General features: G+C 42.3%; 20 protein-coding genes. 12 read left to right on the top strand and 8 right to left on the bottom strand.

Annotated features, from left to right (window positions below):
• Positions 1 to 176: 176 nt before the first annotated feature.
• The 9 genes from thrS to ACXAFJ_RS17755 all read left to right on the top strand — a co-directional run bounded on the left by thrS (position 177) and on the right by ACXAFJ_RS17755 (position 5,857).
• Positions 177 to 2,105: a threonine--tRNA ligase gene (thrS, locus tag ACXAFJ_RS17715; RefSeq protein WP_475325255.1), complete on the top strand. Its 1,929-nt coding sequence runs from the start codon at positions 177 to 179 to the stop codon at positions 2,103 to 2,105.
• Positions 2,106 to 2,108: 3 nt separating this feature from the next.
• On the top strand, positions 2,109 to 2,660 hold the full coding sequence (infC, locus tag ACXAFJ_RS17720) for a translation initiation factor IF-3 (RefSeq protein WP_475325786.1): 552 nt from the start codon (positions 2,109 to 2,111) through the stop codon (positions 2,658 to 2,660).
• Positions 2,661 to 2,774: 114 nt separating this feature from the next.
• On the top strand, positions 2,775 to 2,969 hold the full coding sequence (gene rpmI, locus ACXAFJ_RS17725) for a 50S ribosomal protein L35 (protein ID WP_475325256.1): 195 nt from the start codon (positions 2,775 to 2,777) through the stop codon (positions 2,967 to 2,969).
• A 41-nt stretch (positions 2,970 to 3,010) separates the two neighbouring features.
• Positions 3,011 to 3,364: a 50S ribosomal protein L20 gene (gene rplT / locus ACXAFJ_RS17730; protein ID WP_475325258.1), complete on the top strand. Its 354-nt coding sequence runs from the start codon at positions 3,011 to 3,013 to the stop codon at positions 3,362 to 3,364.
• Positions 3,365 to 3,492: 128 nt separating this feature from the next.
• The gene (locus tag ACXAFJ_RS17735; protein WP_475325259.1) at positions 3,493 to 3,741 is read left to right on the top strand and encodes a Rho-binding antiterminator; all 249 of its coding nucleotides are present in this window, start codon (positions 3,493 to 3,495) and stop codon (positions 3,739 to 3,741) included.
• Between the two features lie 110 nt (positions 3,742 to 3,851).
• On the top strand, positions 3,852 to 4,202 hold the full coding sequence (locus ACXAFJ_RS17740) for an SH3 domain-containing protein (RefSeq protein WP_475325261.1): 351 nt from the start codon (positions 3,852 to 3,854) through the stop codon (positions 4,200 to 4,202).
• A gap of 44 nt (positions 4,203 to 4,246) precedes the next feature.
• On the top strand, positions 4,247 to 4,600 hold the full coding sequence (locus ACXAFJ_RS17745; RefSeq protein ID WP_475325262.1) for a MerR family transcriptional regulator: 354 nt from the start codon (positions 4,247 to 4,249) through the stop codon (positions 4,598 to 4,600).
• Between the two features lie 87 nt (positions 4,601 to 4,687).
• Complete coding sequence (locus ACXAFJ_RS17750; RefSeq protein WP_475325263.1) at positions 4,688 to 5,260, top strand: NAD(P)H-dependent oxidoreductase; 573 nt, start codon at positions 4,688 to 4,690, stop codon at positions 5,258 to 5,260.
• 129 nt (positions 5,261 to 5,389) lie between these two features.
• Positions 5,390 to 5,857 carry an N-acetyltransferase family protein gene (locus ACXAFJ_RS17755; protein WP_475325265.1) on the top strand — a complete coding sequence of 156 codons (468 nt, stop codon included), beginning with the start codon at positions 5,390 to 5,392 and terminating at the stop codon, positions 5,855 to 5,857.
• Between the two features lie 111 nt (positions 5,858 to 5,968).
• On the opposite strand, the gene ACXAFJ_RS17760 is transcribed toward ACXAFJ_RS17755, so the two are convergent.
• The 8 genes from ACXAFJ_RS17760 to ACXAFJ_RS17795 form a co-directional block, all read right to left on the bottom strand.
• Positions 5,969 to 7,354 carry a class II fumarate hydratase gene (locus tag ACXAFJ_RS17760; RefSeq protein ID WP_475325266.1) on the bottom strand — a complete coding sequence of 462 codons (1,386 nt, stop codon included), beginning with the start codon at positions 7,352 to 7,354 and terminating at the stop codon, positions 5,969 to 5,971.
• Positions 7,355 to 7,385: 31 nt separating this feature from the next.
• Positions 7,386 to 7,763 carry a hypothetical protein gene (locus tag ACXAFJ_RS17765; protein ID WP_475325267.1) on the bottom strand — a complete coding sequence of 126 codons (378 nt, stop codon included), beginning with the start codon at positions 7,761 to 7,763 and terminating at the stop codon, positions 7,386 to 7,388.
• A 134-nt stretch (positions 7,764 to 7,897) separates the two neighbouring features.
• The gene (locus tag ACXAFJ_RS17770; protein ID WP_475325269.1) at positions 7,898 to 8,368 is read right to left on the bottom strand and encodes a DoxX family protein; all 471 of its coding nucleotides are present in this window, start codon (positions 8,366 to 8,368) and stop codon (positions 7,898 to 7,900) included.
• Between the two features lie 17 nt (positions 8,369 to 8,385).
• Positions 8,386 to 9,036: an HAD family hydrolase gene (locus tag ACXAFJ_RS17775; RefSeq protein WP_475325270.1), complete on the bottom strand. Its 651-nt coding sequence runs from the start codon at positions 9,034 to 9,036 to the stop codon at positions 8,386 to 8,388.
• Positions 9,037 to 9,140: 104 nt separating this feature from the next.
• Positions 9,141 to 9,380, bottom strand: coding sequence for a hypothetical protein (locus ACXAFJ_RS17780; RefSeq protein ID WP_475325272.1), 240 nt, complete (start codon positions 9,378 to 9,380; stop codon positions 9,141 to 9,143).
• Positions 9,381 to 9,393: 13 nt separating this feature from the next.
• Positions 9,394 to 10,269 (bottom strand): NAD-dependent epimerase/dehydratase family protein, encoded by an 876-nt coding sequence (locus ACXAFJ_RS17785; RefSeq protein ID WP_475325274.1) that lies wholly within the window; start codon positions 10,267 to 10,269, stop codon positions 9,394 to 9,396.
• A 77-nt stretch (positions 10,270 to 10,346) separates the two neighbouring features.
• Positions 10,347 to 11,309 (bottom strand): AraC family transcriptional regulator, encoded by a 963-nt coding sequence (locus tag ACXAFJ_RS17790; protein WP_475325276.1) that lies wholly within the window; start codon positions 11,307 to 11,309, stop codon positions 10,347 to 10,349.
• 92 nt (positions 11,310 to 11,401) lie between these two features.
• Positions 11,402 to 15,253: an RCC1 domain-containing protein gene (locus tag ACXAFJ_RS17795; protein ID WP_475325277.1), complete on the bottom strand. Its 3,852-nt coding sequence runs from the start codon at positions 15,251 to 15,253 to the stop codon at positions 11,402 to 11,404.
• 215 nt (positions 15,254 to 15,468) lie between these two features.
• Here ACXAFJ_RS17795 and ACXAFJ_RS17800 point away from each other — a divergent pair, with 215 nt between their 5' ends.
• The 3 genes from ACXAFJ_RS17800 (at position 15,469) to ACXAFJ_RS17810 (ending at position 18,227) form a co-directional block, all read left to right on the top strand.
• Positions 15,469 to 15,678: a Flp family type IVb pilin gene (locus ACXAFJ_RS17800; protein WP_475325278.1), complete on the top strand. Its 210-nt coding sequence runs from the start codon at positions 15,469 to 15,471 to the stop codon at positions 15,676 to 15,678.
• A gap of 165 nt (positions 15,679 to 15,843) precedes the next feature.
• On the top strand, positions 15,844 to 16,725 hold the full coding sequence (gene cpaB, locus ACXAFJ_RS17805) for a Flp pilus assembly protein CpaB (RefSeq protein ID WP_475325280.1): 882 nt from the start codon (positions 15,844 to 15,846) through the stop codon (positions 16,723 to 16,725).
• Positions 16,726 to 16,742: 17 nt separating this feature from the next.
• Entirely contained in the window at positions 16,743 to 18,227 is a 1,485-nt protein-coding gene (locus tag ACXAFJ_RS17810; RefSeq protein ID WP_475325281.1) for a type II and III secretion system protein family protein, read from the top strand.
• The last annotated feature ends 7 nt before the right edge of the window (positions 18,228 to 18,234 follow it).

Raw genomic sequence — 18,234 nt, forward strand, 5'->3', positions numbered from 1 at the left:
TGACAAAAAGGTTTCACTTTCAATTTGTAACGAATTGGTTAGAATGACCGACTCTCGCTTTACCAGCAGGAGCCTATCTTGATTTGTTACAAGATACTTGAGGGTAAAGTTGATGAGCTCAATAAACTTTTAATCAAGTGTTACTTGGTAGGTGACACCACTGTTAAGGACATACAATGCCTGTAATTACTCTTCCTGACGGTAGCCAACGTCAATTTGATAACCCTGTTTCTACTCTAGACGTCGCTCAATCTATCGGTCCCGGTCTTGCGAAAGCGACCATTGCTGGTCGTGTAGATGGTCAACGTGTTGATGCTTGCGATTTGATCGAAGCTGACGCGAGCCTTGAGATCATCACAGCCAAAGATGAAGTTGATGGTTTAGAGATAGTTCGCCACTCATGTGCTCACTTGTTGGGCCATGCGCTCAAGCAGCTTTATCCAAACGCTAAAATGGCAATTGGACCGACGATTGATAGTGGTTTTTACTACGATATCGATCTCGATGAGTCTCTAACGCAAGACGATTTAGACAAAATCGAAAAGCGCATGAAAGAGCTAGCAAAAACCAAGTATCAAGTTGTTAAGAAAAAAGTTAGCTGGCAGGAAGCTCGTGATACCTTTGAATCACGCGGCGAACCATACAAAGTGGAAATCTTGGATGAAAACGTATCGCGCGACGATCGTCCAGGCCTTTACCATCACGAAGAATACATCGACATGTGTCGCGGTCCACACGTTCCACATATGGGTTTCTGCCAACACTTCACTTTATTAAGTGTTGCGGGTGCATACTGGCGTGGTAACAGCGACAACAAAATGTTGCAGCGTATCTACGGTACGGCGTTCCACGACAAAAAAGCACTGAAAGCGCATCTGACTCGCTTGGAAGAAGCAGCAAAACGTGACCACCGTAAGATTGGTAAGCAGCTTGATTTGTTCCACATGCAACAAGAAGCACCTGGTATGGTGTTCTGGCACCACAATGGTTGGTCAGTATTCCGTGATTTGGAAATCTTTATCCGTCAGAAGCTGACTGAATACGGTTATCAAGAGGTGAAGACTCCTCTAATGATGGACCGAGTTATGTGGGAGCGTTCTGGTCACTGGGATAAATACTCTGATGCGATGTTTACTACTTCCTCAGAAAACCGTGACTACGCGATCAAGCCGATGAACTGTCCGGGTCACGTACAGATCTTTAACCAAGGTTTGAAATCTTACCGTGACTTACCGTTGCGTATGGCTGAATTTGGTTCTTGTCATCGTAATGAGCCATCTGGTGCACTGCACGGCATCATGCGTGTTCGTGGATTTACACAAGATGATGCGCATATTTTCTGTACTGATAGCCAAATTCAAGAAGAAGTCACTGAATGTATCCGCATGGTTTACGATACGTACAACACATTTGGCTTTGAAAATATCGTCGTTAAATTGTCAACTCGCCCAGAAAAGCGTGTTGGTAGTGATGAAATTTGGGACCGTTCTGAAGAAGCATTGAAACAGTCGCTCGAAGCTCTCGATATTGCTTATGAGATTCAAGAAGGCGAAGGTGCGTTCTACGGACCAAAAATTGAATTCACGTTGTATGACTGTCTAGACCGTGCGTGGCAGTGTGGCACGGTGCAGCTAGACTTTAACTTGCCTAATCGTTTAGGTGCGACATATGTAGATGAAAACAATGAGCGTCAAGTGCCGGTTATGATTCACCGTGCTATATTGGGTTCATTGGAACGATTCATCGGTATTCTTATCGAAGAGTACGCAGGTTTCTTCCCAACTTGGTTGGCGCCAGAGCAGGTTGTTATTCTCAATATCACGGATAAACAGTCTGATTACGTTAACGAAGTCGTTCAGAAACTGCAAAAATGTGGAATTCGAGCCAAAGCAGACTTGAGAAATGAGAAGATTGGCTTTAAAATCCGCGAACATACTTTGAAGCGCATTCCGTACATGCTCGTTTGTGGTGACCAAGAGATGGAAGCCGGAGAAATTGCAGTACGTACGCGCAAAGGTAAAGATCTCGGTAAATTTAAAGTGGATGACTTTGTGAATTACATCCAAGACGAGATCGCTAGCCGTAAGCTCAATCTGGAGGAATAAGCTATTAAAGGCGGAAGACGTGGCCAACAACCGGCCAAGCAAAACCTACATCGTTTAAACGGTGAAATTCGTGGCGTTCGTGAAGTCCGACTAACCGGCGCCGATGGTGAGTCAGTAGGTGTTGTATCTATCCAAGAAGCTGTTGCTGCTGCAGAAGAAGCAGGAATGGATTTGGTAGAAATCAGCCCTAACGCCGAGCCACCTGTCTGTCGTGTGATGGACTATGGCAAGTTCCTCTTCGAGAAGAGCAAAGCTGCTAAAGAGCAGAAGAAGAAGCAAAAACAGGTCCAGATTAAGGAAGTAAAATTCCGTCCTGGAACTGATATTGGAGACTATCAGGTAAAACTACGCAACCTGACGCGTTTCCTAGAAGAAGGCAACAAAGTGAAGGTAACAATTCGCTTCCGTGGCCGAGAGATGGCACACCAAGAGATCGGTGTCGACGTTCTTAATCGTCTAAAGGTAGATACGGAAGAGCTTGCTCTTGTTGAATCTTTCCCTAAGCGCATTGAAGGTCGTCAGATGATCATGGTGCTAGCCCCTAAAAAGAAGTAATTAACGGCTTTACAAGTAATTAAACCTAGCCGCTTCCCTCGACTAGAGATGAGTGGCTGGGCTTTATTCGCCCTAATTACGTGTTTTAAACTTAACAATGCGGAGTTCTTCATCATGCCTAAGATGAAAACCAACAAAGGTGCTGCTAAGCGTTTCAAGAAAACTGCTGGTGGTTTCAAGTTCAAGCGTGCGACTAAGCGTCACATCCTGACTAAGCGTACAACTAAGAACAAGCGTCAACTACGTCCTAACGCTCTACTTCCTAAGTGTGAAGTTGCAGCAGTAGCTCGTATGATCCCATACGCTTAATTTTTTAGTCTGATTACAATATTTAGTTTAGGAGAGTCATAATGCCTCGCGTAAAACGTGGTGTACAAGCTCGTGCACGTCATAAGAAAGTTCTAAAGCAAGCTAAAGGTTACTACGGTGCTCGTTCACGTATCTATCGTGTAGCGTTCCAAGCAGTAACTAAAGCTGGTCAATACGCATACCGCGACCGTCGCAACAAGAAGCGTCAATTCCGTCAACTATGGATTGCTCGTATCAACGCGGCTTCTCGTCAAAATGGTCTATCTTACAGCCGTTTCATCAACGGTCTTAAGAAAGCATCTATCGAGATCGATCGTAAGATCCTTGCAGACATCGCAGTATTCGACAAAGCAGCTTTCACTGTACTTGTTGAAAAAGCAAAAGCTGCTCTTTAATTAAGCAGTGACTAGTTTTCAAAGGAGAGCCTCGGCTCTCCTTTTTTGCGTTTGGATGAAAGTAAAATATTATCTTCCGCGGTCTTAGCTAAAGAAGCATCATTTCTTTGAAGCCAAAGGAGATTTTTTTGATTAGCTGCCAACAATACGACTACATTGAAATCGCTTGTTTGTTTAATTTGGAGATTAAGTTAACTCTAGTTAACGGTGAAATCATATCAGGTATTGCACAAGACACCGCGCGAAACAAAGATAAACAAGAGTGTATGTTGCTTGAAAAAGAAAACGCTATTGTATCGGTCGTTTTAGATAACATCGTTTCCATGATAGCGATAACAGCCAACCCACATTTTGAGCAAGTTCACTTCGAGTCCTAACAAGCCTACTAAAACAAGAAAAAGTGTTTAAATTTGATGTGATTCAATCATTTTTATTCTCCTTTTTACTTACTATGACTAACTAATATTCCAATCAGAAGTAAAAACGTATGAAGAATTACGTCGTCACTAAGTCTTATCACGATGCACCAGAAAATCCGATTACGATAACAAAGGGTGAACTGTTAACTGCAATCGAACAATCCAATCACCAAGGAAATTGGCCTAACTGGGTTCATTGTAAGGGGACTGAGAAGCAAGGTTGGGTTCCTAAGCAAATATTGAAAATTGAAGGTGATTTGGTCACCGTGTTGGAAGACTATACCGCTCGAGAGCACAACCTTGAGGTTGACCTTCAACTCGTTGCTCTAACCGAGCTTAATGGTTGGATCTGGGGTTATAAGACTAGCGAACCTGATGTACTAGGATGGGCGCCACTCAACCATCTATCCGAGCTTTAGACCATCGGCCTTTCAAAAGACGTTAAGCAACACACGGAGGTGTTATGACTTCGGTTTATATCGGAGAAGTAGTGAAACAAACTGGGGCGACAGAGCGTGCGATACGTCTTTACGAATCGCTTGGTTTAATGTCGATTGCGCGTAGCGGAAAATATCGAATTTATACTCCCAGAGATATTGAATTTGTCAGACTAATTCGAGATGCTCAAGAGCTCGGAATTAAACTATCTGAGATAACAGCTTTGAAAAACAGTGCAGGCAATATTGATTGGCGCAAAGTGCATGATTTACTCAAAGTGAAGCAGCATGAAGTAGAGATAGAAATTATGCGCTTACAAGGGCATAAACAAAAAATTCTAGAATGCCAATCTGAGATAGAAAGCTGTTTTGATAATTAAGATTAACAACCAATAGTTTTGCTTGACTCTAACTCTAGGGTCAGGGTTTAGGATGGATTTGTGTTCGTCATTAACGGAGATAAATCTATGAAAAGAATATTAGTCATAAATGGTAACCCAAAGCCAACTAGTCTGTGCAGAATGATCACAGACGAATACCTCAACGCTTCGACTCCTAAGAATGAAGTTCGAGTGATGCACATCGGTGAAATGGACTTTAATCCTAGTCTGGACAACGGCTACGATTCCATACAAGAACTTGAGCCTGACCTTGTCACTTTCCAGAAAAATATCAGCTGGGCAGAGCATATCGTTATCGTGTCTCCAGTATGGTGGGGTTCAATGCCCGCTAAGCTAAAAGGATTGTTTGACCGTGCATTTTTGTCCGGCTTCTCTTTTAAATATGTCAAAGGGAAGATGATTCCGAAAAAACTGCTGACTGGGAGAACATCTGAACTGGTGATTACGCTAGACACGCCAACAGTCTGGTACAAATGGTATCAATGCAAGCCAATCTATCATCAACTCAAAAAAACCATCTTGGAATTTTGCGGAATTAAGTTGAAAAAAACCACGTACCTTGGCCCGGTAATGAATTCCAAACCAGACAAACACGACAAGTGGGTTAAGAAGGTGGTCAAACTAGCCCAGGCCGTATGAGTTTGAAACATAAGTGCCCCGAAATGGATTTGGTACTTAACCTTTGTTAACGCGAGAAACGTTAGTTATCCGTATAATTACGTCCTAAAAGTAAGACTGAATTTGGGCGTGTGTTAAATGATTGTACCGATGACAGAAGAATTGTTTGCTCTATTTTGGCCAGAATTTGAAAAGATAGTTAAAGCACAACAATCGTATGCTTATGATCCAAATATGACGGCGGAACAAGCATCGAACATTTGGATGGAGCAATCAGATGAAGCTTACGGCTATCTAATCGATGACAAAATTGTCGGCACCTACTACGTCAAGGCCAATGGAATGGGACCTAGCGGGCATATTTCAAACGCCGGCTTTATGGTTGACGAAGAGGCACGAGGTCAAGGCGTTGCTAGAAAACTCGCGGAACACGCTATGACAAGAGCGAGGAGTCTAGGGTATCGAGCGATGCAGTTCAACTCAGTCATTTCAACCAATTGGCATGCGGTGAATCTCTGGGAAAGTATGGGTTTTGAGATAGTGGGTACTATTCCCAAGGGATATAAGCATAGTCAGATGGGATACGTGGATACCTACATTATGTATCGGGTGCTCTAGGAGATTCCCACGTAGGGCACGACAAAAATTCATATCAAAAAGCGCTGACTTTTGAGTCAGCGCTTTTTATTATCGAATTAGATAGAGATGTGAAGCAAGTGGAAAGGTGGATTATTCCGCGACGCCACCTTGAGTGAGTTTAGTAGGATCGAGCAGTCGTTCTAATGTTGCTTTATCCAAATCGGTATTCTCTAGTGCTACATCTATGATTGGTCGCCCTTCTTTATAAGCCAGTTTGGCAATTTCGGCCGCTTTTAAGTAACCAATTACCGGATTGAGCGCGGTCACTAAAATTGGGTTTTTGGCTAATGCAAGGTCGAGGTTATCTTGTCGCACGACAAAGGTACCAATCGCTTTGTCGGCAAGAGCCTGAGCACTGTTAGCTAAGATTTCAATACTCTGCAGTACGTTATAAGCAACTACAGGCAGCATGACGTTTAGCTGGAAGTTACCTGACTGACCCGCGATAGTGATGGTACTGTCATTACCAATTACTTGAGCTGCCGCCATCGCTGCTGCTTCAGGAATCACCGGGTTTACTTTTCCTGGCATGATTGAAGAGCCTGGCTGTAGTGCTTGCAGCTCAATTTCGCCTAAGCCAGCGAGTGGCCCAGAGTTCATCCAACGTAGATCGTTAGCGATTTTCAAAAATGCTACGGCTAAGGTTTTTAACTGACCTGATAGTGCAACCAACGCATCTTGGCTACTCAAGTTATAGAAGAAATTTGGACTTGCTGTAAAAGGAATGCGAGTCGATTGAGCTAGATTATCAGCAAATTTTTCGGCAAACCTTGGATCTGCGTTGATACCTGTACCTACAGCAGTACCGCCTTGCGCTAAGGCTTGAACTGCAGGAAGTGAGGATTTAATGCCCTCTAGCGCTTGCTCAACTTGGTGTTTCCAACCACCTAGTTCTTGTTTAAAAGTAACCGGCATTGCGTCCATTAGGTGGGTACGACCGGTTTTAACGTGATGACCGACCTGAGCTTGTTTCGTTTCAAGTGTTTCTAGTAAATGTTGTAGGGCAGGAACTAAGGTTTTGTGGATTGCGACAGAGGCACTAACTTGTATCGCTGTTGGAATCACATCGTTACTGCTTTGACCCATATTGACATGATCGTTCGGGTTTACTGAATCGCCCAATTGTTGGCTGGCGAGTGTCGCAATTACTTCGTTGGCGTTCATGTTAGAGCTGGTGCCGGAACCCGTTTGGAATACATCAACTGGGAACTGATCCAGATGTTCACCATCTAAAATAAGCTGCGCGTTATCTGAAATTGCTTCGGCAATATCACCTTCCAATAGACCTAAATTGGCGTTGGTAATGGCCGCTGACTGTTTGATTAATGCCAAAGCCTGAATAAAACCATGAGGCATAGTGAGGTCGCTAATTTTAAAGTTGTCGACTGCGCGTTGGGTCTGGGCTTGGTAAAGTGCATTAGTTGGGACGTGCACGTCACCCATGCTGTCCTTTTCTACGCGAAATTGTTGAGTCATTGGATATCCTTTTGAATTTATATCGTTTTAATTAATCGTAGGGGCTATGAATAAACCTAAGGTTTTGCTTCAGGCGCAAAAACTCGATATCTCCGTCTTCGATACGTGAGAAATGTCGCTTTAACGCAATAAGAGGAGTGTGGATGGAGTCAAGACAGACACGTCGGAAGATTCGACTGCGTTTAGGATCTTGAATAGCGTCTAACAAATTGAAGTAGACTTGTTTCAAAGTCCATTCCGCTAACAGCATATTTTCATTCTGCGAATCGGCCTCGTACCATGAAGCCAAATTCATCGAATTGTGAATGTAGTCGCCAATGATGTCTGGCTCAAAGCCTAAGTGTGAATCTGGTTGTAGAAATCTATCCTGAGATTTGAAAAAGGCGTTATACAGCGCGGCTTGACTCATCGATGGCTCCTAGGTTTAGTAATGATAATTATTATCATTACTAAACCTTTTGGCAACCCTAATTTTAAGTTGAGGCAGGTTTGGTTTTGTAATTAGATAAAAAGATCCAAATTCTTTGTGTCGCTCTTTGTCGTTTAATTAGAAAACGTGTTTTCGCCAAGTCGCACAGAGAAGTAGTACGTCCAGCCAATCAATAGAATTTGTAGCGGTAAACGTATGAACAAGTAGACGAGTCCCCAGGTATGTCCACCAAGGCCAACACTGTGCCAAGCGGCGTAAATATTTGCTGGAAAGAACAGTACAAAAACAATAATCGCGAGCTTGGCGACTAAAACGCGATAACGGGGTAGTAGTAAGCTAATCGCAATCCCAAGCTCAAGAATTCCAGTGAGGTAAACCAACTCCAGTCGATAAGGAACCCAAGGTGGGAGCATTTCAACCATGCCTTCGGTAGCGATAAAATGCCCAAGAGCAAAAAAGAAAAACGCGATAGATAAGCCTAAAGTGCCGTAAACATGTTTGTTATACGGTGTGCGTTTACCTAACAACCACGCAATCAACAGTGGTGAGATTAATAAAGCGATGATAATCAGTGGTGTTGTCATTTCTCTTTCCGGTTAAGTTACACGGCTTGCAAGTCCTCCAGTACGCTTAAAAGGCTTGGTCGAACTTGGTGACCGAGTGTTAGTGTTTCCGTATCTGGTTGAACCAAATCCGGTATCTGATATGTGATCATATTGGCCGCAACGGCGGCTCTTACCCCATTATTTGAGTCTTCAAAAGCAAGGCACTGCTCAGCTGGTAGCGCCAATCGACGAGCCGCGAGAAGGTAAATATCAGGTGCGGGTTTGCCATGAGTGACTTCACAGCCTGTTGTTACAACGTCAAAATATTGATCAAGCTTTGCCAGCTGCAACTTGGTTTTCGCGACCGACTTTTCAGTCGAAGTTGCTACCGCAAGTTTGACGTCATTTGCTTGCAAAAACTTTAATAACTCAATCACTCCCTCTTTGATTGGATTGGCTTGATGCAACACCACGTCGTTGTAGTTTTTGCGCCATTCGGCATGTATCACATCTAACTTTGCGCCATAGGCATCACGCAGAATCTTATCTATTCCAGCGCTATTGCGACCTATGATGGAATGATAAATGTCCTCGTAGAACGGCTCATTGTGAGTCTCACAAGCGGCTTTAAAAATACGTTTACAAACTCGTTCGGTATCGAGCAATAAGCCATCCATATCGAAGATGGCTGCAGAGTACGATTTCATGATGTTCACGATCTAATTTGAAATTAGCCGTTATGATCGCACACTCGCCTTGGAAAGACAGTTAAAACTCGATTCCGTGACTATCAGTATCATGGCCAGAACCATTACCAGAATTGGTACCAAGGTTTATGAGCGCTAAGATGTTTGTGAACATCAATGTTTTCTAAAGCAAATACCGGTTCAAGGTTTGCTAAGTCTTGACTGGTTACCTTGTTCGTTCTGATTCGTTCGATCAGTGCTTGTTGACGTTGAGTGGCCTTCGCAAATCCACATTCGACAAACTGTTCATCCGAGTATTTCATCGCCAGCTCAACGTACTTATCAGCAAGGTCTGAATGATTCATGGGTTCGTTCCTTTTAGTCCGTTGTATCGTTGGTATAAACAGGAGTAGGACACCAACCGAGCTCTTTGATTGCTTTTTGGCTTGTGAAGATTTGATTGAGCCCATAGCCTTCAGTCCAGGTTCCGTAATCATTAATCCAATGGTCAATGCAATTGGATTTGAACTCTATTTGATCCGGAGTATCGGTTAAGCGTGGCGCAAACGACTGGTAAGACACTTGTGGATCGGTAACGCCAATGTAGGTCTCGCCGTGTTTGGCATGTTCAAACGCCAATCTATATAGGGAAGCTAGCGCTTCAACGGACACTAATGAAATGTTGGTATCACGATCTTTTGGTAAACGTAAAACACCATGAGCCTGAAAGTCCAAATGCAAGATATCAGGTACATAGTTGTGTTTTGGGTTGACGACGTTGGCAGGGCTTACCGCGCAGGCTTTAAGGTTGCTTTGCTTAAACAGCCAATCTCGATTGTCTTTCATCCATGAAAAATCATCGACTGGAACTTCTGGTGTCGTTTCATCAATAACCGCTTGATGGTCGCCATGTACCCAGCAGCCGATGGTATAAACAAAGACTAGATTATTTCGTTGCATCTCACCTAAGCGACCAACTACTGATTGAATAAATTTGAAATCAGTCTGCCCCATATCTTCTTGAAAAGTGCAAGCGGTATGGATAATACCGTCGACCTGATCAATGGCTTCAACCCAAAGTTCGGGTTTGGTTAAATCCCCATCGATAATGTTGTAGCCAGATTTTAGAGCAAGTTGCCGGTTTTCTTCTGAGTGACATAAAGCAAAAATCTGATAGCCATGATTTTGCATTTCTTGTGCGATAAAAGAACCAACATTCCCGGTAGCACTCGTGAGTAAAACGGATTTTTTCATAAGACGTCGAGCTCCAACTATTTAACTTGGAGCTACTATAAGTTTTTGAAAACCAGTTAAAATAGTTATGCTCGCGATTAACACGTTTCGTCGATGAGCTTGGACTTTTTATCGATTTTGGTTTTTTTCAGGCGATATTGTTTTGGGGTGACAGAGTGGAACTGCTTAAAATTGCGAATGAACACGTCGGCCGATTGAAAGCCAATTTGATCGGCGATGGCTTGAATACTTTGCTGACTATTTACTAACAACTCGGCGGCAACGAAGCAGCGCCATTGTCGGACAAATAGCAGCGGTGTAGACCCTGTGATCTTTTTAAAGCGATCTGCGAATGCTGAGCGAGACAATGCAGAATGCTGTGCCAGTTGCTCTAAGGTCCAGTCATCTTGGTAGTTGTGCTGAATGGCCAAGATAGTTTTGGCGAGATACTTATCGTTTAACGCTTGTAACCAACTTGGGTAGAGCTCAAATGCATTCAGCCCTCGCAGCATTTCTAGGAAAAATAAGTCCAGAAGATGACGGACGGCGAGTTCATGTCCTGCCGCTAAAGTTAGGTTTTCTTGGTATATCCACTCAATATAGGAAGACAGCTTAGGGCTATGGTCAATATCCACCAACATTACGCTGGGTAAGCCACCAAAGTTGGCATCATTGCCCCAGTGCTGTACCAAAGAAAACTGAATGGTTCCGCATACCATTTCACACACTTCGCCGCCGCCACCAATGGTCATGGATTGGATTTGCTGAACAGACTTGTTGCTAAATAGGTGGTCGGCATCAAGACAGACAACATCAACATCGCTCTTTAATCGGTGTGCACAGCCATAGGGCAAAAGCAGCATTTGCCCTGCTTTTAAATGAATCGATGGTTGTCCTTCGATTTCGACTAAACATTGCCCTTTGCGGACATAACTAAATGCTCCATTGGAAATTTGGGGCTCACTAATACCCCAAGGTTCACGTAAGTTGACTTGAGCAAAAACTTCGACTTTTGGGGAAAGGTGTTGAATAAAAACGCTTAACGGATCCTGAAAGTTCATCAAACTAGAACCTGAAAGAAAACAAACATTACCATGTCAGAATATACAGAAAAAGCCCAGCAAAATTGCCGGGCCTGACTCTACTAAATATTCTAGTATCTGTACCAACTTGCGGGCACGGTTTCTCCGTCTAACATTCTCAGTTTGTCATCTGGGAATGGAGCACCATTAAGTAACTTGGTCAATCGATGTGTAGTAGGACTAGTACCAAGTACTTTCTCGTGATGGTCTAACACACCATCACCATCGGTATCACTGAGGAATGGAGAAGAACCATCTTGAATTTCTATATCAGACATGATTCCGTCACCATCTAAGTCATGGATACCCGAAAAATTATTGCCTGATTCATTTGGACCAGTATGTCTTTTTGCAATAAATGAATTGGCATTAAAGATACCTCCCCAGCTTACAATGCTGCCGTCAGCTCTGAGACCAACAAAGCCGTTATCACTGTTCTCTAGACTGACAAATTTTTGTGATTCAGTAGTAGGGGTAAACCATTCTACGGGATATTCAACATGATTAGGTTCTTCGTTCCATTTGTAGAATCTAACTAGGTTTAATCCTCTTATACCCCATTGGTAAACGCTACCGTCTTCATATAAAACTGCGACTGTATTAGACGAGATCTTGGCATCTTTAATAGGGTTAGAACCGTTTATTTTCTCTAGCTGTGGTCCGGTACCATATTGATCTCCCCATGAATCTACTGTACCGAATGGTGCTCCCCATTGTGTAGCCGAACCATCAGAAAATATGGCGATAAATACGTCTTCACTGGAAACAATCTTCTCAATTTCTGTATTTAATGCAACTTTGTTTTCTTCTGATAATTTATTGGTGTCTTCTCCACCCCACATTACAGATTTACCATTATCTTTAATTGCGGTGAATGACGAGTCAGAAGCATAAATAGCCTTAACTCCACTATCTAGCTCAGCTATTTCCTCGACACTTGGGAAGTTAACTCCACTAAATTCGAATTGTTGAAGTAGCTCTTTTTTGGGCTTTCCTTCTTCATCTAAGAAAAATTCTTTTAGGCCTTTACTTCTTTCATTATCAACAAAAAAGTGATCTGGCCAAACTAAAAGAGAGTCTGGTATAGAGAACAAACCACCTTTAGAGCCTTCTCCCCAAACTACAACTTTTCCATCTTCTCGTAATGCTGCAAATGCTGTTTTCGTTGAGGCTATAGAAATAACACCAGGTTTAGATTCTTCGTTGTTGTAGATTAATTCCCCAACCAATTCTTGCTCGACCAATTCTGTTGACCCACCAGCGGATGGATTACCCCAAGATACCACTCCGCCGTTGTATAGTATTGCACTAAAGGATTGACTATTAGCGTATATAGCTTTTGCCATAGACCTTGGACTGTCGTCGGGTCTCTGAGGATCTGCTCCTGGTACAATAACTTGCAGTTTTTGCTGATCGGACTCAGAGACATTTTTACCCCAAGAAATAATTTGACCATTTTCAAGTATTGCTGCAAACGCACTGTCAGATGCAACGACAGATACAACCTTGTGTTGCTCTAAATCTTGTTGGTACGCTGAGAAATCTAGCTCTTGAGGTATTCTTCCGTTGTATCCAATATAATTACTGAATGTTGTAATTGAACCGTTGTTTAATACGACAGCCATAGCCTCATGAGTTGAAACGATAGTTCTTGCGTCCACATCTAGCACTGTGAAGTCAGTTAGACCGTTGTTTTTCCAATAAACAACAGAACCATCTGCACGAATAGCCGCAGTCATATGCGTATTGGTAAATAACTGAGTAGCTGGGCTCTGAGAAATGTTGAAAACTTCGAAGTTTTCCTTTTCCCACGTGAGTATACTTCCATCGTTCAGTATTACCGATTGGTTTGAGCCATTGTTAACTTGATTGTCTATCGAGCGAACACCAGGATGTGGCCTTGTGATTTCAATGTTTTTTTGCAGCGCTGAGCGGTTTACGGTGTTTTTATTAGTCAGCACCAACATCTTTTTGAGAGAAGCATTATTTGGTAAGCCCGATAAATCAGCGAAATGAGCGTTATTTATCGCTTCTTTCAACTCATTATTTGTTAGATCAAAATCTTTGGCACCGTTGGTTGGAAAATCATCACGGTCAGGCCATGGCCCTTCGCTTTGAGATCTTGCGTATTTAGTGATTTTGTTAGTACCATCAATAAGACTTTGCACTTCATCAAACTTAAATGAAGTATCTTTTAGAACTTTGCTCCATTGGTAGTCATTATCTTCAATGTTAGTAAAGCCTAGCATTCGCAAACCCATTGGCACGTAGGTTGGGTTCGACTCCAAAAATTTAAAAGTAGCAGCAACGCGGCTATTTCGCGTTGCTACTTTGGTTAGAGTTGCTCCCCAATCCATATTATCGTTTTCATCAAGTACAATGTCGCCTGAATAATCGATATCAAAGATGTCGATGCTATACAATTGCTGGATGGATTTTTTAATCTCCGCTCTGCTCATGACGGGACCGATACCAGATTTTGACTTCGCCAAACGGTCAGTTTCTTGTATTACTTTCTTAGTACTTGAGATGCCAGATTCAATTACTCTGCTAACCAAGACTTGATAAAAATCTGAATTTCTCATCGATATTGGTGTGACTGTATTCGCAAGTAAGTCAAATTTATCGAATATTAAATTGAGTTCTTCTTGAGTACGTTCTTTGTTCCAATGTAGCTCAACGTATAGCTCAACTAACTTAAGCGCACGCTTGTGCGATTCATCAATATCTAGGTCGCCATTTTGTTTGAAGACCTTTGCCTCTGTAAAGTCAATAGGCACGTCGAAACCCAAGCCAAGTAGGGATTGATTAAATAAATGATTTAATTCTTGGTCTTCGACTTGTCTAGGATTGTTTTCGAGGTGAGACAGAATCGAAAGTGCATTAAAGCGACGAACGACGGTTTTTGCTTCTGCCGCACTAGCCTGTCCATTTTCTAAATTTGAGAAAAAAGTGCGCTGCTCTTCTAAAGACGGCAAGAATTGTTGAATTTGTACTGGATATTTAGTGAATAGATTTAAAGCGTCATTCAAAGAATTTAAATCTATGCCTTCACTATTCTCATAAAAGGATTCGAGAATTGTTACAGCGTGATCTTTTGCCAAAAGGTTTTCAATCGTTTTATCTTCATCAATCGCGCCATCTTGATCGAAGACTATCGCATTTTTGAAGTTGAAGTATTCTTGAAAATCGAAATTATTGAATTCATCTCCGTCAAACATGCCGGTATCTTCGAGTAGTTCGATTAGTACTTCATTACTAAGTTGTTGCTCTTCGAACTTTTCAATTCGGGATAGTAGGCCTTTTTTTAACCCACCTTTTCTTTGAATATGCGGATTGTTGTTAAGGTGTTGTTTTGCTCTCGTTTTAGTGACAACGACGAGAGTATCCTTGATGGCTGGTTCAATGTCATCAGCTTCAGCCTGAACGTCCGTAATAACATCCGCGAGCTTGGCGTCAAATTGAGCATCATCAATATCATCCAAGTCAATATCGTTTCCATTCTGATTAACTAGACCCAACACGTCTTCAAGAGCTCGGTGAGTTTTTGGCGAGATCACAATCGGGGTATCTACACTACCTTCACCATCCGAATCAAGCGATTGAAGAAAGCGCGCTACTTTAATTGGGGCAGGTAGGTCAATTGGCGTAACTACGCTAGTTGCGACTGCTTCACCTAAGCTGATTTTTCCGATAGAAAAAGTTACTTTTTCACCCGGTAAAAAAGTGAATTCTCCTTTTTCATTGGTGAAACCTTCTTGGGTCGCGGTTTTATACTTGACGTTTGCAACTTCACTGTCGGTAAACACACCAGTTTGTGGACTAATGGCACTAGATGGATTTGATTCACCTCCACCTCCACCACCACAACCGGATAGGGCTGCAGCAATAGCGATTGAAGCTGCTGAAACTTTAATTCTCATGGTTTTTCTCTTTGTTACGTTTGTATGAATTATTCAGGATTTCATATTGTTTAGGTTATCTGACTGCCTAAATTAGTTCTGGCAATCCTTTGATCTGGAAAATAGTCCTTGAACATCACGATAATCTAAGTGATAATTTTGAAATCGAATGATAATGATAATGATAAGTATTATCAATGAATAATTTTTTTGTGATATCTGTTCAAGGATAAAAGATGAAGGTTAATGCTAAAAAGGTCGTGCTAAAGTCTAAGCAACGAGGAGTAACGTCTATAGAATATGGTGTTCTTGCAGCGGGATTAGCTGGTGTGATTGCCCTCATATTAGGCGATGACGGCGCATTTAAAGAGGCGCTAAATGGTGCATTTGAAACTATCGCGAGTTCTATCGATTCTTCTACCGCAGGCGGGTCTGAGGGCAATTAATCGTTCTCTAAATCAGTAGTTACAGTGCTTTGATTTGACGTAACTTCAATGGATATTCTCTGTTCAGTTATTCCATGGATTTAATGTAATTCATCTTTAAAAACAGGGCATTAAAAATTTAGTGCCTCCTTTCTAAAATAAGTACCAATTTCGATGATAAGTAGAGTGTTAATTTACAGTCTTTTTGCTGCTGTAGTTGTGGGTGTTCTATGGAAGTATTCACAGTCCCAAAGCTCCCAGGTGCACTTGCCAGAGTTAGATTCTGGCGCAAAAAGCGCGGCTGAGTTGCCAGAAACAAAACAAACAATGCCCAAATACCTAGTAGCTGTTAGGCCACTAATCAAAGGCACTTTAGTGTCAGAAAATGATTTTCAATGGCAGGAAAAAGGTGAGTTAGTAGGCAATCTCGATCAGTATTTTGTTTTTGGCCTAACCGAAAAGTCCAGTTTGGATGGATATGTAGTTCGTAGCGCTATTCAACAGGGTGAGATTCTAAAAACTGCAATGTTTATAAGGCCCGGTGAACACAATTATCTTTCTGCTGTTCTTCAACCCGGAAAAAGAGCATTAAGTATCCCAATAGACGTAATTTCTGGAAGTTCTGGCTTGATAAAACCAGGAAATTCGGTCGACGTGATTTTGACTACTAATCTAGATGGTGACGGTCTCTCGGGTAAAGAGCGTTCTGGTTTAATAGCAAAAACGATCTTGCGTGATGTGCGAGTGCTCGCAATTAATCAAAGTGTAAACAATTTAAGCCGTGTAGCTGCATTTGATGTTACCAGGCATGGCACGGCAACATTAGAAGCTTCTCCAGAGCAAGCTGAGTTATTAACTGTTGCTCGAAGACTAGGTGAGTTGTCCCTTAGTTTGAGAAGTGAATTTACTGATGAACTAACATCCACACAGGTAACATCCACCACGGCTCAAGAAGTTGTTGAACATTTCAATCAACCGATTAACAACCCAGACATCATTCTAATGCATGGCGTAAAACGTCGAAACCTCAGTGTTGCTGGTAGTAATGTAGAAGTCTTAGCTGAATAAAAATGTCAGGTTTAAACATGAAAAATAGAACACTATTCAAAACACTATCCAGTATTTGGTATTTGCTAATCGCAATTATCACTATAGCTGCACCTGTTGCATCGATTGCTGCCAATTTAGAAAGCACCAATTCGGTTGTTCAGATGTATGTTGGACAAGCTAACAAATTAACTTTTGATAGTAGAGTAAATACAGTTTTTATTGCAGACCCGAAAGTAGCGAGTTTCCAAGCTCCTAATGCATCAACTATTTTACTTTTCGCTCGGCAACCTGGCTCCACAAGTCTATATGTATTAGACGATGAGGGTAACGATATCTTTTCGGCAAATGTCGAGGTGGGTTACGATCTTTCTGAATTGCAACCGACGTTGACCAGAGAATTTCCTAACTCCAATATTATTGCTAAACCGTATGGCAATACGGTTATGTTGACTGGTTATGTTCCAAGCCCGAGTATCGCTAATCAAGCGGTCGGCATGGCAAATGCTATCCTGAATTCAAAGTTACTAAAATCTGCTAGCGGTAATGCAGAGTCTTCGGGTGCAGTAAGCAGTGATTCTGCTGGAGGAGAAAGTGGAGCAGGAAGTGTTGGTCAAGGACGAGGCATTTCAGGTTTAGAAATGGGTCAGGTGGTAAATCGCTTAACAGTCTTAGCACCAACCCAAGTCAACATACGAGTCCGAATTGCCGAAGTGAGTAAACAGGTTAAAGAGAACTTTGGATTTCAATGGAACTACGCGGGTGAGAGCGTAAAAGATGCCTTAAATAGCGTGACATTTGGATTCACAAAAAAGATTAATTGGGCTTCAGGTAACTCAATAGTCGGAGATTTCGGTTCCACAGGTGCTGATGCGGTAGGTATGGTGGACATACTTGCTAGTGAAAATCTAGTTTCTGTATTAGCTGAACCAAATTTGACAGCGACCAGCGGTGAAACTGCTTCGTTCCTAGCTGGTGGAGAAGTACCTCAGGTGATTGGTGGCAATGACGAACAGGCAGCGACGGTCGAATACAAGCCTTTTGGGGTTCTTCTCTCTGTAACACCTACAGTTATGTCACAAAATCGAATTGCTCTCAAAGTCAAAACGGAAATTAGTGATGTTTCGGCAGCAAATGCAGTAGGTCAATACAAAGGTTTTAGCGTTAGACGAGCGGAAACTTCTGTAGAATTAGCGTCTGGACAAAGCTTTGCTCTCGCCGGATTGGTCAAAAGAGATGTTACAGACGAACTGGAAAATCTTCCTTGGGTAAATCAATTGCCAGTTCTGGGTCGCCTTTTTGAATCTTCTAAGTTTAAAAACAACGAGACAGAACTCGTTATTATCGCCACGGCATATCTTGTTGACCCTGCTTCTTCACCCCTAGATCTTCCAACGGATCGAGTGCACCTAGCAAGTCCATTTGAACGTTTGGTTTTTGGTCGTTCTTTGAAACCGCTTGAAGATTATCAACGCCCACCTAAGTCAATCGCTGACGAAGCCTTTCTTGGGTTCGAATTTTAAAGGTCTG

Source organism: Vibrio sp. ABH4_348, assembly GCF_056159765.1.

Coding starts and splice junctions, on each gene's coding strand:
- thrS (WP_475325255.1), top strand. CDS start 177: ATGCCTGTAATTACTCTTCCTGACGGTAGCCAACGTCAATTTGATAAC.
- rpmI (WP_475325256.1), top strand. CDS start 2,775: ATGCCTAAGATGAAAACCAACAAAGGTGCTGCTAAGCGTTTCAAGAAA.
- rplT (WP_475325258.1), top strand. CDS start 3,011: ATGCCTCGCGTAAAACGTGGTGTACAAGCTCGTGCACGTCATAAGAAA.
- ACXAFJ_RS17740 (WP_475325261.1), top strand. CDS start 3,852: ATGAAGAATTACGTCGTCACTAAGTCTTATCACGATGCACCAGAAAAT.
- ACXAFJ_RS17745 (WP_475325262.1), top strand. CDS start 4,247: ATGACTTCGGTTTATATCGGAGAAGTAGTGAAACAAACTGGGGCGACA.
- ACXAFJ_RS17750 (WP_475325263.1), top strand. CDS start 4,688: ATGAAAAGAATATTAGTCATAAATGGTAACCCAAAGCCAACTAGTCTG.
- ACXAFJ_RS17755 (WP_475325265.1), top strand. CDS start 5,390: ATGACAGAAGAATTGTTTGCTCTATTTTGGCCAGAATTTGAAAAGATA.
- ACXAFJ_RS17760 (WP_475325266.1), bottom strand. CDS start 7,354: ATGACTCAACAATTTCGCGTAGAAAAGGACAGCATGGGTGACGTGCAC.
- ACXAFJ_RS17765 (WP_475325267.1), bottom strand. CDS start 7,763: ATGAGTCAAGCCGCGCTGTATAACGCCTTTTTCAAATCTCAGGATAGA.
- ACXAFJ_RS17770 (WP_475325269.1), bottom strand. CDS start 8,368: ATGACAACACCACTGATTATCATCGCTTTATTAATCTCACCACTGTTG.
- ACXAFJ_RS17775 (WP_475325270.1), bottom strand. CDS start 9,036: ATGAAATCGTACTCTGCAGCCATCTTCGATATGGATGGCTTATTGCTC.
- ACXAFJ_RS17780 (WP_475325272.1), bottom strand. CDS start 9,380: ATGAATCATTCAGACCTTGCTGATAAGTACGTTGAGCTGGCGATGAAA.
- ACXAFJ_RS17785 (WP_475325274.1), bottom strand. CDS start 10,269: ATGAAAAAATCCGTTTTACTCACGAGTGCTACCGGGAATGTTGGTTCT.
- ACXAFJ_RS17790 (WP_475325276.1), bottom strand. CDS start 11,309: ATGAACTTTCAGGATCCGTTAAGCGTTTTTATTCAACACCTTTCCCCA.
- ACXAFJ_RS17795 (WP_475325277.1), bottom strand. CDS start 15,253: ATGAGAATTAAAGTTTCAGCAGCTTCAATCGCTATTGCTGCAGCCCTA.
- ACXAFJ_RS17800 (WP_475325278.1), top strand. CDS start 15,469: ATGAAGGTTAATGCTAAAAAGGTCGTGCTAAAGTCTAAGCAACGAGGA.
- ACXAFJ_RS17810 (WP_475325281.1), top strand. CDS start 16,743: ATGAAAAATAGAACACTATTCAAAACACTATCCAGTATTTGGTATTTG.